Source organism: Streptomyces sp. NPDC102441, from assembly GCF_044765585.1.
Classification (GTDB): domain Bacteria; phylum Actinomycetota; class Actinomycetes; order Streptomycetales; family Streptomycetaceae; genus Streptomyces.
The window spans coordinates 329,170-346,528 of sequence record NZ_JBIWKH010000006.1; the positions used below are offsets into that span (position 1 = coordinate 329,170).

Genomic DNA, 17,359 nt, shown 5'->3' on the forward strand with positions numbered 1-17,359 from the left:
TCGGCAGGCTGAGGGCCGGGCCCCGGGATTTCCCGGGGCCCGGCCCTTTTGCGTGCCCTGTTCCCGGGGGCTCCGCCCCCGGACCCACGCTCCTCAATCGCCGGAGGGGCTTGTTCTGGCCGGCTCTGCCCCCGGGTTCGGGTAGGGAACAGCAGAGGGCCCGGCCGGAACGTGTCCGGCCGGGCCCTCTCCGTGCTGCCGGTTACCGCTCCGTCTTGCGGAGGCGGAACGTGAGGGCCAGGCCCTCGTCCTCGAACGGCGTGCCGTACGTGTCGTCCGCCTCACCCCGCGCGTAGTCCAGGGCCAGGACCTCGTCCGCGATCAGGCTCGCGTGCGCGGTCAGGGCCTCGGCTGTCGCGGGGGACGCGGACGTCCAGCGCACCGCGATCCGGTCCGCCACGTCCAGGCCGCTGTTCTTGCGTGCCTCCTGGATCAGCCGGATCGCGTCCCGGGCCAGCCCGGCGGCCCGCAGCTCCGGGGTGATCTCCAGGTCCAGGGCGACCGTCGCGCCCGAATCGGACGCCACCGACCAGCCCTCCCGGGGGGTCTCCGTGATGATGACCTCGTCGGGGGCGAGGGCGATCCGCTCGCCGTCGACCTCCACCGAGGCCGTGCCCTCGCGCAGCGCCAGGCTGAGCGCGGCGGCGTCGGTGTCCGCGACGGCCTTGGCCACCGCCTGGACGCCCTTGCCGAACCGCTTGCCCAGCGCGCGGAAGTTCGCCTTCGCCGTGGTGTCGACCAGGGAGCCCCCGACCTCCGAGAGCGAGGCCAGGGACGAGACGTTCAGCTCCTCCGTGATCTGGGCGCGCAGCTCCGGCGTGAGCGACTCGAAGCCCGAGGCCGCGACCAGGGCCCGCGACAGCGGCTGGCGGGTCTTGACCCCCGACTCGGCACGTGTGGCACGGCCGAGCTCCACCAGGCGGCGCACCAGCGCCATCTGTGAGGAGAGCGCCGGGTCGATCGACGCCGGGTCCGCCTTCGGCCAGTCGGACAGGTGCACCGACTCCGGGGCGTCCGGGGAGACGGGGACGATCAGGTCCTGCCAGACCCGCTCCGTGATGAACGGCGTCAGCGGGGCCATCAGCCGGGTGACCGTCTCCACGACCTCGTGCAGCGTGCGCAGCGCCGCCTTGTCGCCCTGCCAGAAGCGGCGGCGCGAGCGGCGGACGTACCAGTTGGACAGGTCGTCCACGAAGGCCGAGAGCAGCTTGCCGGCGCGCTGGGTGTCGTATCCCTCCAGAGCCTTGGTGACCTCGTCGACCAGGGTGCCGAGCTCGCTCAGCAGCCAGCGGTCCAGGACCGTGCGGTCGGCGGGGGCCGGATCGGCCGCCGACGGCGCCCACTTCGACGTACGGGCGTACAGGGCCTGGAAGGCCACCGTGTTCCAGTACGTGAGGAGCGTCTTGCGGACGACCTCCTGGATGGTGCCGTGGCCCACGCGGCGTGCCGCCCACGGTGAGCCACCCGCCGCCATGAACCAGCGGACCGCGTCGGCGCCGTGCTGGTCCATGAGGGGGATGGGCTGGAGGATGTTCCCCAGGTGCTTGGACATCTTGCGGCCGTCCTCGGCGAGGATGTGGCCGAGGCAGACCACGTTCTCGTAACTGGACTTGTCGAAGACGAGCGTGCCGATCGCCATCAGCGTGTAGAACCAGCCGCGGGTCTGGTCGATGGCCTCCGAGATGAACTGGGCCGGGTAGCGGTTCTCGAAGATCTCCTTGTTCTTGTACGGGTAGCCCCACTGCGCGAACGGCATGGAACCCGAGTCGTACCAGGCGTCGATGACCTCGGGGACGCGGTACGCCTCCAGCTGGCAGTTCTCGTGCGAGCAGGTGAACGTGATCTCGTCGATGAACGGGCGGTGCGGGTCGAGCGACGACTGGTCGGTGCCCGTCAGCTCCGACAGCTCGGCGCGGGAGCCCACGCACGTCAGGTGGTTGTCCTCGCAGCGCCAGATGGGCAGCGGGGTGCCCCAGTAGCGGTTGCGGGACAGCGCCCAGTCGACGTTGTTGTTCAGCCAGTCACCGAAGCGGCCGTTCTTGACCGAGTCGGGGAACCAGTTGGTCTTCTCGTTCTCCTCGAGCAGCCGGTCCTTGACCGCCGTCGTGCGGATGTACCAGGACGGCTGCGCGTAGTACAGCAGGGCCGTGTGGCAGCGCCAGCAGTGCGGGTAGCTGTGCTCGTACGGGACGTGGCGGAAGAGCTTGCCGCTCGCGGCCAAGTCCTCGGTCAGGGCCTCGTCGGCCTTCTTGAAGAAGACGCCGCCGACCAGCGGGAGGTCCTCCTCGAAGGTGCCGTCGGGGCGGACGGGGTTGACGACCGGCAGGCCGTACGAGCGGCAGACGAGGAGGTCGTCGGCGCCGAAGGCGGGGGACTGGTGGACCAGACCCGTGCCGTCCTCGGTGGTGACGTACTCGGCGTTGACGACGTAGTGCGCCTCGCTCGGGAACTCTACGAATTGGAACGGGCGTTCGTACGTCCACCGCTCCATCTCGCGGCCGGTGAAGGTCTCGCCGGTGAGTTCCCAGCCCTCGCCGAGGGACTTCTCCAGAAGCGGCCGGGCGACGACCAGCTTCTCCTCGCCGTCCGTCGCGACGACGTAGGTGACGTCGGGGTGTGCGGCGACGGCGGTGTTGGAGACGAGGGTCCAGGGAGTCGTCGTCCAGACGAGCAGCGCGGCCTCGCCGGCCAGCGGTCCGCTCGTCAGCGGGAAGCGCACGAAGACCGAGGGGTCGACGACCGTCTCGTAACCCTGGGCGAGCTCGTGGTCCGAGAGGCCGGTGCCGCAGCGCGGGCACCAGGGGGCGACGCGGTGGTCCTGGACCAGCAGGTCCTTGTTGAAGATCTCCTTCAGCGACCACCACACGGAGTCGACGTACTCCGGGTCCATCGTGCGGTAGGCGTCGTCCAGGTCGACCCAGTAGCCCATGCGGGTCGTGAGCTCGGTGAACGCGTCGGTGTGGCGGGTGACGGACTCACGGCACTTGGCGTTGAACTCGGCGATGCCGTAGGCCTCGATGTCCTTCTTGCCGTTGAAGCCCAGCTCCTTCTCCACCGCGAGCTCGACCGGCAGGCCGTGACAGTCCCAGCCGGCCTTGCGGCCGACGTGGTAGCCCTGCATGGTGCGGAAGCGCGGGAAGACGTCCTTGAAGACGCGGGCCTCGATGTGATGGGCCCCGGGCATGCCGTTGGCGGTCGGCGGACCCTCGTAGAAGACCCACTCGGGGCGGCCCTCGGACTGTTCGAGGCTCTTGGCGAAGACCTTGCTGTCGCGCCAGAAGTCGAGCACGGCGTGCTCGAGGGCGGGCAGGTCGACCTGGGCGGGTACCTGGCGGTACTGCGGCGATGTCATGTGCGGGCTTCCTCCGGCGGACGTCTTCCACTTCCGTCGGAGGGACGAGAGCCGGATCAGCTCCCGCGGTACCACCCTCCTTGGCCCCGGGCACGCGCCCGTGGCCCCCTCATTGGGGTCGCGATGCCGGGTCTAGTGGCCTTGTGCCCGTGGGTGGAACCCATGGTCCAAAGCTTTCTTCCGGCGGCTCCGGGCTGATCTTCACGGCGCGCTCGCCCCCGGGCTCCCACCGTCCCCGGGTCGCTCCTGGCTGCGTACGACGCTACTCGTCCCATCCATGCCTCTCGCTGCGGCCAGTGTACGGGCCCGCATGGACGGCGGCCGACCGGTTTACGCGCGGGGCGGGCCTTGACCCGAATGGCCAGTCGGGACGGACGGAGTCTCCGGAGAGCGCGCGGGGACGGATTACCGCGCGGGGAGCTGGGCACAACGGTTGCAGGCGCGCCTCTGCCGGGCGGTGAGGAGGGGCGAACCGGCGGCGTGCCCCGTTGCCGCGGCGCTGGGGTCGACTTATCGTCCCAGCACGATTCGCGTGCAAGATCACAATATGTGAAGGGGCCGCGGCCATGGTGGCGAAGAAGACCGCCGTATCGAGAACGGCGTCCGAGAGATCCACGGCTGCGGCTGCCGAGGAGAAGACCGGGAGCGCGGACCAGGAGGAGCCGGCCGGGGAGACGGCGGTGAGGAAGGCAGCCGGGAAGAAGGCGGCGTCCCAGCCGCCGGAACCGGGACAGGCCGGTCAGGACCCGGCGCCCCACGGGCCGGCGACGAAGAGCACGGCGAAGAAGAGCACGGCGAAGAAGAGCGCAGCCAAGAAGGCGTCGAAGAAGGCGTCGAAGAAGGCCACGGGGGCGGCCCAGGCCGCCGAGCAGACAGGAGCCCACACGGTGGTAGCCAAGAAGAGCGCGGCCCGGACCACGGCTGCAGGAGAGGGCACCGCGACCGCTGTCCCCCCGGCCAGGGCCGGCGCCGCGACGGCACCCGGAGACCTGGCGGTCAGGCCGGGGGAGGACCCCTGGACCCCGGAGGAGGTCGAAGAGGCACGGACCGAGCTGACCGGCGAGGTCCTGCGGCTGCGCACCGAGCTGGAGGCGTCGGGCGCGGCGCTGGCCGGTCTGATGCGGGACTCCGGGGACGGAGCCGGCGACGACGACGCTGACACCGGTACGAAGAACATCACCAGGGAGCACGAGCTGTCCCTGGCGGCCCACGCCCAGGAGACCCTGGACCAGACCGAGCGGGCCCTCGCCAGGCTCGACGCGGGGACCTACGGGCTCTGCGAGGTCTGCGGCAAGCCGATCGGCAAGGCCCGGATGCAGGCCTTCCCCCGGGCCACGCTCTGCGTGGAGGACAAGCAGAAGCAGGAGCGGCGCGGCTAGGGCCTCTCTTCCGTCCGGATCGGGGCCGATCCGGACGGAAGGCCCCGGTGGCCCCCGGAAGCCGGGGAGGCCCGGGTCCTGAAGCCCCTGATCCCCCGGGGGTGTCGTACCCTCGTCCTCAGTCAGGCACCTAGGTTGAGGGACTCACGTGGCAGAGGCGGAGCGCATCATCGGTACGCCGGATATCCCTGATGCCGAGGGGGCCGAGGGGGCTGAGCCCCAGGAGCCCTCCGAGGGCTCGACCCCGGCGGGGAGTGACGAGGCAGGAAGCGGCCGGGGCAGGAAGAAGATCCTCGTCCTCCTCGGTGTGACCGTCCTGGCCTATCTCCTGGACCTGATCAGCAAGATGATCGTGGTCGCGAAGCTGGAGCACGAGGAGCCGATCGAGATCTTCGGCGACTGGCTGAAGCTCGACGCGATCCGGAACGCGGGCGCCGCCTTCGGGATCGGTGAGGCTTTCACCGTCATCTTCACGGCCATCGCGGCCGTCGTGATCGTCGTGATCGTCCGGCTCGCCCGCAAGCTCTACAGCCTGCCCTGGGCCATCGCCCTGGGACTGCTGCTCGGCGGGGCGCTCGGCAACCTCACCGACCGCGTCTTCCGCGCGCCCGGAGTCTTCGAGGGCGCGGTGGTCGACTTCATCGCTCCGGCGCACTTCGCCGTCTTCAACCTGGCCGACTCCGCGATCGTCTGCGGCGGAATCCTCATCGTGATCCTTTCCTTCAAGGGCCTGGACCCCGACGGCACCGTGCACAAGGACTAGTGGGCGCAAGGCATACTCGACTGGTGAGTACGTATCCCGAGGTCCGCACCCTGCCCGTACCCGACGGCCTGGAAGGCGAGCGTGTCGACGCCGCCATCTCCCGGATGTTCGGTTTCTCCCGCACCAAGGCCGCCGAGCTGGCCGCTGCCGGGAAGGTCCAGGTGGACGGCGCGGTGGCCGGGAAGTCCGAGCGGGTCCACGGCGGTGCCTGGCTGGAAGTGGAGATGCCGCAGGCACCCGCTCCGGTCCAGGTCGTCGCCGAGCCCGTCGAGGGCATGGAGATCGTCCATGACGACGACGACATCGTCGTCATCATGAAGCCCGTCGGCGTCGCCGCCCACCCCAGCCCCGGCTGGACCGGCACCACCGTCATCGGCGGCCTCGCCGCGTCCGGCTACCGCATCTCGACGTCGGGCGCCGCCGAGCGTCAGGGCGTCGTGCACCGGCTGGACGTCGGCACCTCGGGCCTGATGGTCGTCGCCAAGTCCGAGCGGGCCTACACCCTGCTCAAGGCACAGTTCCGCGACCGGGTCGTCGAGAAGAAGTACCACGCACTGGTGCAGGGCCACCCCGACCCGATGAGCGGCACCATCGACGCCCCCATCGGCCGCCACCCGCAGCACGACTACAAGTGGGCCGTCACCGCCGAGGGCAAGCCCTCCGTGACGCACTACGACCTCATCGAGGCCTACCGCGCGGCCAGCCTGCTCGACATCAAGCTGGAGACCGGGCGCACGCACCAGATCCGCGTGCACATGTCCGCGCACCGTCACCCCTGCGTCGGCGACCTGACCTACGGCGCCGACCCCACCCTGGCCAAGCGCCTCGGCCTGACCCGGCAGTGGCTCCACGCGGTCCGCCTCGGCTTCGAGCACCCTTCCGACGGCAGCTGGGTCGAATTCGAGAGCGGCTACCCGGACGACCTGCGCCACGCGCTCGACACGATCGTGGCGGAGAGCGAGTGAACCCCGGGCCCGCCCCGTACAGCACCCGCAGGGCCCTCGGCGAGAGCGACCTCGCGGCATGTTTCCAGGTCCGCAAGGACGTCTTCGTCGGTGAGCAGCAGGTGCCCGAGGAGATCGAGTACGACGCCCATGACGCCTCGGCGGTGCATGTCATCGCCGTGGCCTCGGACGGTTCCGCGCTCGGCACGGGGCGGCTGCTGCACGGCGAGGCCGCGGTGGACAGGAACGGCGGCGACCGGGCCGTCGGGTCGCTCGGCCGGCTCGCCGTGACCCGCGCGGCCCGTGGCCTGGGCGTCGGGGCCGCACTGGTGCGGACCATAGAGGAGGAGGCCCGCACGCTGGGCCTGGCCGCTGTGGACCTGCACGCCCAGACGCACGCCCTCGGCTTCTACGAGCGGCTCGGCTACACGGCGTACGGACCCGAGTTCCCGGACGCCGGAATTCCGCACCGGGCCATGCGCCGGGCGCTCTGACCGCGCGTCCCGCAGGGGGGTTGCCGCAGGCCCGCCGGTCGCCCGTGGCAGGCTGGGGGCTCTGACCGGCTGATCAACGGGCCCCGGGGCCCGGCGCGCTGCGGAAGGCACAACGTGGACCAGATGGCACTCCTGCTCCTGCTCCTGCTCGGAGCGGTGGTCACGGTGCCGCTCGGGGAGCGTCTGCGTCTTCCCGCACCGATTCTGATGACCCTCGCCGGGATCGTCATGGCCTTCGCCAGCTTCGTCCCCGACGTGGACATCCCGCCGGAGTTCATCCTCCCCGCCGTCCTGCCGCCGTTGCTCTACGCCTCCGTGCAGCGCACCTCCTGGCGGCAGTTCGCGGCCAACAAGCGGCCGATCTTCCTGCTGGCCGTCGCCCTCGTCTTCGTCACGACGGCGGCCGTGGCCACGATCGCCAACGCGCTGGTGCCCGGCCTGCCCATCGCCGCGGCCGTGGCCCTGGGCGCGCTCGTGGCCCCGCCCGATCCGGTCGCGGCGACGGCCGTGGCCGGATCGGTCGGGCTGCCGCGCAGGCTCGTGTCGATCCTGGAGGGCGAGGGGCTGTTCAACGACGTCACGGCGATCGTCCTGTACCACGTGGCGATCGCCGCCGCCGTCAGCGGCACCTTCTCCCTGCCCGCCGCCTTCGGCCTGCTGGTCCTCTCCGCCGTGGTCGCCGTGGTGGTCGGCCTGGTGCTGGGCTGGCTCACCATCAAGCTGATGGGGTTCCTGGGCGACGCGACCCTCCAGGTCGGCCTGACCCTGCTCGTGCCGTTCGTCAGTTACGTACTCGCCGAGGAGCTCATGGGCTCCGGCGTGCTCGCCGTCCTCACCACGGCGCTCTTCCTCGCGGAGCACACCGCGGACGCCGACGACGTCCTGGGGCGGCTCACCGGCCGGTCCTTCTGGGAGATCGTCGACACACTCGTCACCGGCGTCGCCTTCGGCCTGATCGGACTCGAACTCCACAACGTCTTCGGCACCGCCGACGGACGCGAAGGGCGCCTGCTGGGCTGGGGGCTCGGCGTGGCGGCGGTCGTCGTCGGCGTCCGGCTCCTGTGGCTGCTGCCCGCCAGCTGGCTCGCCCAGCGGCTGCACACCCGGCGTGACGTCAGCGAGGAGATCCCCACCAGCGTGCGCGAGACCGTCATCATGTGGTGGGCCGGGATGCGCGGAGTGGCCTCCGTCGCGCTGGCGTTGGCGATCCCGCTGGAGACGGACGACGGCAAGCCGTTCCCCGGCCGGGACGAGATCGTCTTCATCGCCTTCGTCGTCATCATGGTGACCCTCGTCCTCCAGGGCCTGACCCTGCCCTGGCTCGTGCGCAAGCTGGACGTCCGGGCGGACACCGAAGCCGAGCAGGCACTGGAGCGTGATCTCGCGATCCGTGCGGCCAAGGCGGCCAGGATCCGCCTCAAGGAGGTCCAGGACACCCAGCAACTCCCGGAGGAGGTGCTGGAGCGGCTCCAGCGCGCGGCGTACGACATCGGGGCGCGGATCAGTCCCGACATGGTCGACGAGGAGCGGCGCGAGGCGTACGCGCAGCGCGCCAAGCGGTTCAAGGAGGTGGGCAGGATCCAGCGCGAGATGATGTCCGCCGCCCGCCACGCGGTGCTCGACGCCCGCAGCGAGCCGGGCTCGGACCCCGAGGTGGTGGACCGGGTGCTGCGCTACCTGGACGTACACAGCCTGCGCTGACGAGCCGGCCCGCCCGCGGCGGTTCAGCCGCGTCCGGTGCGGGGGGCCTTGTCCGGGGTCGGCACCCGGCCGTTGGACGGCGTCCGGTCGGTATCCGCGCCCGTCAGCTCCCGCCAGTGGTCGCCCGGCGGCAGCGCGGCCGGGGACGTCACGACCCGGGGCAGCGCGTAAGGGTGGTGGTCCCGGAGCCAGCCGATCATCTGCTCCCGCACCGCACAGCGCACCGTCCAGATGTCGTCCGCGTCCTTCGCGGTGACCACCGCCCGCACCTCGATCGTCGTGGGGGTGGTGTCCGTGACGGCCAGGGACCAGTCGCGGCCGTCCCAGGCGGCGCACTCGCCGAGGATGTCGCGCAGCCTGTCCCGCATCGCCGTGACCGGGGCGGAGTGGTCGAGCTGGAAGAAGACGGTGCCGGTCATCTGCACACCGCCGCGCGACCAGTTCTCGAACGGATTGCTCGTGAAGTAGGACACCGGCATCGTGAACCGCCGCTCGTCCCAGGTCCGCACGGTGAGGAAGGTCAGGGTGATCTCCTCCACCGTGCCCCATTCCCCGTCCACCACCACGGTGTCTCCGAGCCGCACCATGTCGCCGAAGGCGATCTGGAAGCCGGCGAAGAGGTTGCCGAGCGTCGACTGGGCCGCGACACCGGCGACGATGCCGAGCACACCGGCCGAGGCCAGCATCGAGGTGCCGACGGTCTGCATCGCGGGGAAGGTGAGCAGCATCGCGGCGATCGCGACCGTCGCCACCACCGCGGTGACCACTCGCTGGATCAGCGTGACCTGGGTCCGGACCCGCCGGACACGGGCGGGATCACGGGTGGAGGTGGCGTAGCGCGCGTACGAGGACTGGACGATCGTGGCGGCGACGCGGATCACCAGCCAGGCGGACGCCGCGATCAGCACCAGGGTCAGCACCTGGCCGATCGCACCCCGGTGGTCCCGCACCACGTCGAGCCGGAGCTGGCCGTAGCTGGCTCTCAGCAGCGCCGTGCAGAGCACCACCTGCAGGGGCGGACGGCAGAGCCGCAGCAGGCCCCAGACGGGTGTCTCGTGATGCCTGCTGTCGGCGCGGCGCAGCAGCAGGTCGACCAGCCAGCCCACCAGCAGGGTGATCAGCAGCGACCCGCCCACCACGAGCAGTGGGCGCAGTACGTTCTCCATTCCGTCTTCCTCCAGGAGTCGGGGCAGGCAATGGCACCATGGACCGCATGAACATCATGCTTTTCCACTCGACCTACGGTCTGAGGCCGGCCGTGCACGCGTCCGCCGAGCGGCTGCGCGCAGCCGGGCACGAGGTGCGCGTGCCCGATCTCTTCGAGGGGCACACCTTCGAGACGGTCGAGGACGGAATGGCCTTCAAGGAGCAGGTGGGCAAGGACGAGCTGCTCAAGCGCGCCGTGCTGGCCGCCGCGCCCTACTCCGACCAGGGTCTCGTGTACGCCGGATTCTCGTTCGGTGCGTCGGTGGCGCAGACCCTGGCGCTCGGCGACGCGAAGGCACGCGGGCTGCTGCTGCTCCACGGCACGTCGGACATCGCCGAGAACGCCTCGGTGGACGAGCTGCCCGTACAGCTGCACGTCGCCGACCCCGACGTGTTCGAGTCGCCGGACTGGCTGAACAGCTGGTATCTCCAGATGCAGCGGACCGGGGCCGACGTCGAGGTCTACCGCTATCCCGGGGCCGGGCACCTGTACACCGACCCCGACCTGCCCGACTTCGACCAGGCCGCCGCCGACCTGACCTGGAAGGTCGCGCTCGGCTTCCTCGCCACGCTGTAGCCGTGCCGCAGGGGCCGCGCACCCGGGTGCGCGGCCCCTGCCGTCGAGCTCTTGCCGGCCGGTCTGGCGCGGGTGCGGATCAGCCCTTCAGCGCCGCGGTGACAGCCTTGTTGAAGTCGGCCACCGTCATGGGGGCGTTCTTGCTGCCCTCGGCGGTGAGCGTCTTGCCGTCCATCTTGAGGGTCGGCGTGCCCTCGACCCCGCTCTTGTCGAACGCCTTGGACATCTTGACCGCCCAGGCGTCGTACGTGCCGTCCTCGACGGCCTTCTGGAACGCCTTGTTGCCCTTCAGAGCCTTCACCGTGTCCGCCACCTCGATGAGGTAGCTGTCCTTGGCGAACTTGTCGTTCGTCTCCTCGGGGTGGTACTTCGCGGAGTACAGCGCGGTCTTGTACTCCAGGAACGCGTCGGGGCTCACGTCCAGCGCCGCGCCCAGCGCGCTCAGGGCGTTCTTCGAGCCCTCGCCGCTGTCCGCGTTGTCGATGAAGGTCGCGCCGACGTACTTGATCTTGTACTTGCCGTCCTCGACGTCCTTGGCCACGGTCCCGCCGACCGTCTGCTCGAAGGTGGAGCAGATGGGGCAGCGCGAGTCCTCGTACAGCTCCAGGGTCTTCTTGGCGCTCGACTCGCCGATCACGACCGTCGTGCCGTCGTCGCCCGAGGTGTTCTTGGGGGCGGTGACGTTCTTCGCGTCCGCGGCGGCCTCCCAGGCGGAGGGCTTGTTCAGCTGCATCACGCCGTAGCTGACACCGCCGGCGATCGCGAGCACCGCGACGACCGAGACGCCGACGACGATCTGCTTGCGCGTCTTGTCCTTCTTGGCCTGGCGCTCGCGCTCCGCTCGCAGCCGCTCGCGGGCGGCGCTCTTGTTGGTCTGGTTGTTGCGCTTGCTCATGGGGGTGCTCCGTGGAGGTGGGGATGGATCAAGGGGAGTTACCGCGTACTCAGGCAGGGGTGAGAGCCGGACGCGGCGGGCCTCTCCGCCCCACGGAGTGCACCAGGAAACGGGCCGGGGCGAGCGGGTGCGGGCGCCCGGCGCACCGGGCACCGGGCTCCGCGGCGCGCCGCGCCGTGCCCACCACGGAGGCCGCGGTGAGCAGCGGCCGGAAGGCGACGGCCGCCGCCGCGCGCAGCAGTCCCGCGAGCGCGGACTCGCCGCGCCGCAGCCAGGCGGCGGCCAGCAGGCCCACCGTCACATGCGCGGCCAGCAGCAGCCACGGGACAGCGGGTCCCGGCGAGGCCAGCAGGGTGGCCGCGTGGTCGCCCTTGCCGGTCACCCCGGCCAGCGGTGCGCCGACCGAGGCCACACCGGAGAGCCCGTCGGCGCCGGGCCCCGCCTCGCCGCCGCAGAGCACATCGACGCCCACGGAGCGCAGCGGTCCCGCGATCGGGCCGCCCGCCGCCCCGTAACAGAGGTGCTGGCCGGTGGTGAACACCGTGTCGGCGGCCAGCTCCAGGGGAACCAGCAGCCCGGCGATCGCTCCGAAGCCGCGCTCCCTGCCCGCCAGCGCGAACGCCACGGCGAAGACGGCGCCGGCCAGCAGCGCGACGGCGGCCATCGGCAGCGGAACCCGGGAGAGCAGCACATGGGACGCGGACGAGAGCGTGACGACGAGCGCGGTGAACAGCGCCGCGCGTACCGCCCTGAACTGTGTCCCTGATACGTCCATCGCCGGAGAGTGTGTCATGCGTTCCTGTAAGCGAGCCCTAAGGATTCCGCGTGGGGTCCGGATCCGGGCCCCACGCGGAGGAGCCCTACAGGCCCGGGATGCGGCCGTTGCGGAAGAGGTCGACGAAGATCTGGTGGTCGGCGCGGGCACGCGCGCCGTAGCTGTGCGCGAAGTCCACCAGCAGTCCGGCGAAGCCCTCCTCGTCGGCCGCGATGGCCGCGTCGATCGCGCGCTCCGTGGAGAACGGCACCAGCGAGTGCCCGCTCTCGTCGTCCGCCGCCGAGTGCATCGTCGCCGTGGCCCGGCCGAGATCGGCGACCACCGCCGCGATCTCCTCCGGCTCGTCGATGTCGGACCAGTCCAGATCGACGGCGTACGGAGAGACCTCGGCGACCAGCTGCCCGGACCCGTCCAGCTCGGTCCAGCCCAGCCACGGGTCGGCGTGCGCCTGGAGGGCACGCTGCGAGATCACCGTGCGGTGCCCCTCGTGCTGGAAGTAGTCCCGCACGGCCGCGTCGGTGACGTGCCGGGACACGGCAGGGGTCTGCGCCTGCTTGAGGTAGATCACCACATCGTTCTCCAGGGCGTCGCTGTTGCCCTCCAGGAGGATGTTGTACGAGGGCAGACCGGCCGACCCGATGCCGATGCCCCGGCGGCCGACGACGTCCTTCACCCGGTACGAGTCGGGCCGGGTGAGGCTCGACTCCGGCAGCGTCTCCAGATAACCGTCGAACGCCGCGAGCACCTTGTACCGCGTCGCCGCGTCCAGGTCGATCGCGCCGCCGTCGGCGGAGAACCGGCGCTCGAAGTCCCGGATCTCCGTCATCGAGTCCAGCAGGCCGAACCGGGTCAGCGCACGGGCGTCGCGCAGCGCGCCGAGCAGCGGGCCGTCGGCGGTGTCCAGGGTGAAGGGCGGCACCTCGTCGTTCTTGGCGCCCGTCGCCAGGGCGTGGATCCGCTCGCGGTACGCGGCGGCGTAGACCTGGACGAGCTCCGTGATCTGGTCGTCGCCCAGCGCCTTGCCGTAACCGATCAGGGCGACGGAGGCGGCGAAGCGCTTGAGGTCCCAGGTGAAGGGGCCCACATAGGCCTCGTCGAAGTCGTTGACGTTGAACACGAGCCGGCCGTTGGCGTCCATGTACGTGCCGAAGTTCTCGGCGTGCAGATCGCCGTGGATCCACACCCTGCTCGTGCGCTCGTCCAGATAGGCGCCGGTGTGCTGCTCACGGTCCAGATCGGCGTAGAACAGGCCGGCCGAGCCCCGGTAGAACGCGAAGGCCGAGCCCGCCATCTTGCGGAACTTGACCCGGAAAGCGGCGGGATCGGCGGCCAGGAGCTGCCCGAACGCGGTGTCGAAAACTGCGAGAATCTGCTCCCCGCGCTGTTCTGCGCCGGTCTGCGTGTCCGACATCGCTGGGTGCCTCCTGGTGCATGGCGTGCATGACAAATGGGACGGGTGTCCCCGCCCTTCCAACGCGCGACCGTACCCCGGAGTGCCCGTCGCTTGTCACCTCGGAGACGTAGACTTCCACGCTGTCGACCCCAGCCGTCATCCCGAGTTTCCCCGGAGGCACAGCGCCGTGAGCAAGCCGCCATTCACGCACCTGCACGTCCACACCCAGTACTCGCTGCTGGACGGTGCCGCGCGGCTCAAGGACATGTTCGAGGCGGCGAACACGATGGGCATGTCGCACATCGCGATGACCGACCACGGCAACCTCCACGGCGCCTACGACTTCTTCCACTCGGCCCAGAAGGCCGGGGTGACGCCGATCATCGGGATCGAGGCCTACGTCGCCCCCGAGTCGCGCAAGCACAAGCGCAAGATCCAGTGGGGCCAGCCGCACCAGAAGCGCGACGACGTCTCCGGCTCCGGTGGTTACACCCACAAGACGATCTGGGCGGCGAACAGCACCGGGCTGCACAACCTCTTCAAGCTCTCCTCGGACGCGTACGCCGAGGGCTGGCTGCAGAAGTGGCCGCGCATGGACAAGGAGACCATCTCCAAGTGGTCCGAGGGCCTGATCGCCTCCACCGGGTGCCCCTCCGGTGAGCTGCAGACCCGCCTGCGCCTCGGCCAGTTCGACGAGGCGGTCAAGGCGGCGGCGGAATACCAGGACATCTTCGGCAAGGACCGCTACTTCCTGGAGCTGATGGACCACGGCATCGACATCGAGCGCCGGGTCCGCGACGACCTGCTGCGGGTCGGCAAGAAGCTCGGCATCCCGCCGCTCGTGACGAACGACTCGCACTACACCTACGCCAACGAGGCGACGGCCCACGACGCGTTGCTCTGCATCCAGACCGGCAAGAACCTCTCCGACCCGGACCGCTTCCGGTTCGACGGCACGGGCTACTACCTGAAGACGACCGACGAGATGTACGCCGTCGACGCCTCGGACGCCTGGCAGGAGGGCTGCCGCAACACGCTCCTGGTCGCCGAGCAGATCGACACCACGGGGATGTTCGAGAAGCGCGACCTGATGCCGAAGTTCGACATCCCGGAGGGCTTCACCGAGATCACCTGGTTCCAGGAGGAGGTCCGGGTCGGCATGGACCGCCGCTACCCCGGCGGTGTCCCCGACGACCGGCAGCGGCAGGCCGAGTACGAGATGGACATCATCATCCAGATGGGGTTCCCGGGGTACTTCCTCGTCGTCGCCGACTTCATCATGTGGGCCAAGAACAACGGCATCGCCGTCGGCCCCGGCCGTGGTTCCGCCGCCGGCTCGATCGTCGCGTACGCCATGGGCATCACCGACCTCGACCCGATCACCCACGGGCTGATCTTCGAGCGCTTCCTCAACCCCGAGCGCGTGTCCATGCCCGATGTCGACATCGACTTCGACGAGCGCAGGCGCGTCGAGGTGATCCGGTACGTCACCGAGAAGTACGGCGCCGACAAGGTCGCCATGATCGGCACCTACGGCAAGATCAAGGCGAAGAACGCCATCAAGGACTCCGCGCGGGTCCTCGGCTACCCGTACGCGATGGGTGACCGCCTCACCAAGGCCATGCCCGCCGACGTCCTCGGCAAGGGCATCGACCTCAGCGGCATCACCGACCCCAAGCACCCGCGCTACAGCGAGGCGGGCGAGATCCGGGGGATGTACGAGAACGAGCCAGACGTCCAGAAGGTCATCGACACCGCGAAGGGCGTCGAGGGCCTCGTCCGGCAGATGGGCGTGCACGCCGCCGGCGTGATCATGTCCAGCGAGCCGATCGTCGACCACGCGCCGATCTGGGTGCGGCACTCCGACGGTGTGACCATCACACAGTGGGACTACCCCCAGTGCGAGTCGCTCGGCCTGCTCAAGATGGACTTCCTGGGCCTGCGCAACCTGACGATCATGGACGACGCCATCAAGATGGTGAAGGCCAACAAGGGCATCGACCTGGAGATGCTCGCGCTCCCGCTGGACGACCCCAAGACGTACGAACTGCTGTGCCGCGGTGACACGCTCGGGGTGTTCCAGTTCGACGGCGGGCCGATGCGTTCGCTGCTGCGCCAGATGCAGCCCGACAACTTCGAGGACATCTCCGCCGTCTCGGCCCTGTACCGGCCCGGTCCGATGGGAATGAACTCCCACACGAACTACGCCGAGCGCAAGAACGCCCGGCAGGAGATCACCCCGATCCACCCGGAGCTGGAGGAGCCCCTCAAGGAGGTCCTCGGGCTCACCTACGGCCTGATCGTCTATCAGGAGCAGGTGCAGAAGGCCGCCCAGATCGTCGCCGGCTACTCGCTCGGCGAGGCCGACATCCTGCGCCGCGTGATGGGCAAGAAGAAGGCCGACGAGCTGGCGAAGAACTTCGTCCTCTTCGAGGCCGGCGCCAAGAAGAACGGCTTCTCCGACGCGGCGATCAAGGCACTCTGGGACGTCCTGGTCCCCTTCGCCGGATACGCCTTCAACAAGGCGCACTCCTCGGCGTACGGCCTGGTCACCTACTGGACCGCCTACCTCAAGGCCAACTACCCGGCCGAGTACATGGCGGCCCTGCTGACCTCCGTCAAGGACGACAAGGACAAGTCGGCGGTCTACCTCAACGAGTGCCGGCGCATGGGCATCAAGGTGCTCCCGCCCAACGTCAACGAGTCCGAGTCGAACTTCGCCGCCCAGGGCGACGACGTGATCCTGTTCGGCCTGACCGCCATCCGCAACGTCGGCCAGAACGTCGTCGACTCGATCATCCGGAGCCGTAAGGCGAAGGGGAAGTACTCCACGTTCCCCGACTTCCTCGACAAGGTCGAAGCGGTCGTCTGCAACAAGCGCACCGTGGAGTCGCTCATCAAGGCCGGCGCCTTCGACGAGATGGGCCACACCCGCAAGGGCCTCGTCGCCCACCACGAACCGATGATCGACAACGTGGTGCAGGTCAAGCGCAAGGAGGCCGAGGGACAGTTCGACCTCTTCGGCGGCGGCGAGGAGGACAGCGACGAGCCGGGCTTCGGGCTCGACGTGGAGTTCTCCGACATCGAGTGGGAGAAGTCCTACCTGCTCGCGCAGGAGCGCGAGATGCTCGGTTTGTACGTATCCGACCACCCGCTCTTCGGCATCGAGCACGTGCTGAGCGACAAGTCCGACGCCGCGATCTCCCAGCTCACCGGCGGTGAGCACAGCGACGGGGCGATCGTCACCATCGGCGGCATCATCTCCGGCCTCCAGCGCAAGATGACCAAGCAGGGCAACGCCTGGGCCATCGCGACCGTGGAGGACCTCGCGGGCTCCATCGAGTGCATGTTCTTCCCGGCGACCTATCAGCTGGTCTCCACCCAGCTCGTCGAGGACACCGTCGTCTTCGTCAAGGGACGCCTCGACAAGCGCGAGGACGTACCGCGCCTGGTCGCCATGGAGATGCAGGTCCCCGACATCTCGAACGCGGGCACCAACGCCCCCGTGGTGCTGACCATCCCCACGGTCAAGATCACCCCGCCCATGGTCAGCAGGCTCGGCGAGGTGCTCAACAGCCACCGTGGCGACACGGAGGTGCGGATCAGGCTCCAGGGCCCCCGCAAGACCACGGTGCTCCGGCTCGACCGGCACCGGGTGAAGGCCGACCCGGCGCTCTTCGGCGACCTGAAGGTGCTGCTCGGCCCGTCCTGCCTGGCAGGCTGACCGGCCCCCGCACCCACGAGAGGGGCGGCCCCCCCCCGGGGGGGGGGGCCCCCCCCCCCCCCCCCCCGGGGCGGCCCGGGGGGGGGGGGGGGGCCCCCACCCAAACAGCGACTAAAAGAGCGCCCCCCCCGCCCCCCCCCCCCCGGACCAAGTAGG

General features: G+C 70.0%; 12 protein-coding genes. 7 read left to right on the forward strand and 5 right to left on the reverse strand.

Annotated elements, in window-relative coordinates:
- Nucleotides 1-202: 202 nt before the first annotated feature.
- On the reverse strand, nt 203-3,352 hold the full coding sequence (gene ileS, locus ACIREO_RS15645; RefSeq protein WP_404109547.1) for an isoleucine--tRNA ligase: 3,150 nt from the start codon (nt 3,350-3,352) through the stop codon (nt 203-205).
- A gap of 566 nt (nt 3,353-3,918) precedes the next feature.
- Here ileS and ACIREO_RS15650 point away from each other — a divergent pair.
- The 5 genes from ACIREO_RS15650 (at nt 3,919) to ACIREO_RS15670 (ending at nt 8,633) form a co-directional block, all read left to right on the forward strand.
- Entirely contained in the window at nt 3,919-4,731 is an 813-nt protein-coding gene (locus tag ACIREO_RS15650; protein ID WP_404109550.1) for a TraR/DksA C4-type zinc finger protein, read from the forward strand.
- Nucleotides 4,732-4,879: 148 nt separating this feature from the next.
- Entirely contained in the window at nt 4,880-5,494 is a 615-nt protein-coding gene (lspA, locus tag ACIREO_RS15655; protein WP_404109552.1) for a signal peptidase II, read from the forward strand.
- Between the two features lie 23 nt (nt 5,495-5,517).
- Nucleotides 5,518-6,459, forward strand: a complete 942-nt coding sequence (locus ACIREO_RS15660; protein WP_404109554.1) for an RluA family pseudouridine synthase — start codon at nt 5,518-5,520, stop codon at nt 6,457-6,459.
- Complete coding sequence (locus ACIREO_RS15665) at nt 6,456-6,932, forward strand: GNAT family N-acetyltransferase (protein ID WP_404109557.1); 477 nt, start codon at nt 6,456-6,458, stop codon at nt 6,930-6,932. Before ACIREO_RS15660 ends, ACIREO_RS15665 begins: the two co-directional genes overlap by 4 nt.
- 114 nt (nt 6,933-7,046) lie before the next feature.
- On the forward strand, nt 7,047-8,633 hold the full coding sequence (locus tag ACIREO_RS15670) for a Na+/H+ antiporter (protein ID WP_404109560.1): 1,587 nt from the start codon (nt 7,047-7,049) through the stop codon (nt 8,631-8,633).
- Nucleotides 8,634-8,656: 23 nt separating this feature from the next.
- On the opposite strand, the gene ACIREO_RS15675 is transcribed toward ACIREO_RS15670, so the two are convergent.
- Entirely contained in the window at nt 8,657-9,799 is a 1,143-nt protein-coding gene (locus ACIREO_RS15675) for a mechanosensitive ion channel family protein (protein WP_404109563.1), read from the reverse strand.
- Nucleotides 9,800-9,837: 38 nt separating this feature from the next.
- On the opposite strand from ACIREO_RS15675, the gene ACIREO_RS15680 reads away from it, so the two are divergent.
- On the forward strand, nt 9,838-10,416 hold the full coding sequence (locus ACIREO_RS15680) for a dienelactone hydrolase family protein (RefSeq protein ID WP_404109566.1): 579 nt from the start codon (nt 9,838-9,840) through the stop codon (nt 10,414-10,416).
- A 79-nt stretch (nt 10,417-10,495) separates the two neighbouring features.
- Here ACIREO_RS15680 and ACIREO_RS15685 read toward each other — a convergent pair whose 3' ends face one another.
- The 3 genes from ACIREO_RS15685 to ACIREO_RS15695 form a co-directional block, all read right to left on the reverse strand.
- Complete coding sequence (locus tag ACIREO_RS15685; RefSeq protein ID WP_404109568.1) at nt 10,496-11,311, reverse strand: thioredoxin domain-containing protein; 816 nt, start codon at nt 11,309-11,311, stop codon at nt 10,496-10,498.
- A 49-nt stretch (nt 11,312-11,360) separates the two neighbouring features.
- Nucleotides 11,361-12,086 (reverse strand): hypothetical protein, encoded by a 726-nt coding sequence (locus ACIREO_RS15690; protein ID WP_404109571.1) that lies wholly within the window; start codon nt 12,084-12,086, stop codon nt 11,361-11,363.
- A gap of 85 nt (nt 12,087-12,171) precedes the next feature.
- Nucleotides 12,172-13,497: a DUF2252 domain-containing protein gene (locus ACIREO_RS15695; RefSeq protein ID WP_404109574.1), complete on the reverse strand. Its 1,326-nt coding sequence runs from the start codon at nt 13,495-13,497 to the stop codon at nt 12,172-12,174.
- A gap of 169 nt (nt 13,498-13,666) precedes the next feature.
- Between ACIREO_RS15695 and dnaE the strand changes: the two genes are divergently transcribed.
- The gene (dnaE, locus tag ACIREO_RS15700) at nt 13,667-17,203 is read left to right on the forward strand and encodes a DNA polymerase III subunit alpha (RefSeq protein ID WP_404109576.1); all 3,537 of its coding nucleotides are present in this window, start codon (nt 13,667-13,669) and stop codon (nt 17,201-17,203) included.
- The last annotated feature ends 156 nt before the right edge of the window (nt 17,204-17,359 follow it).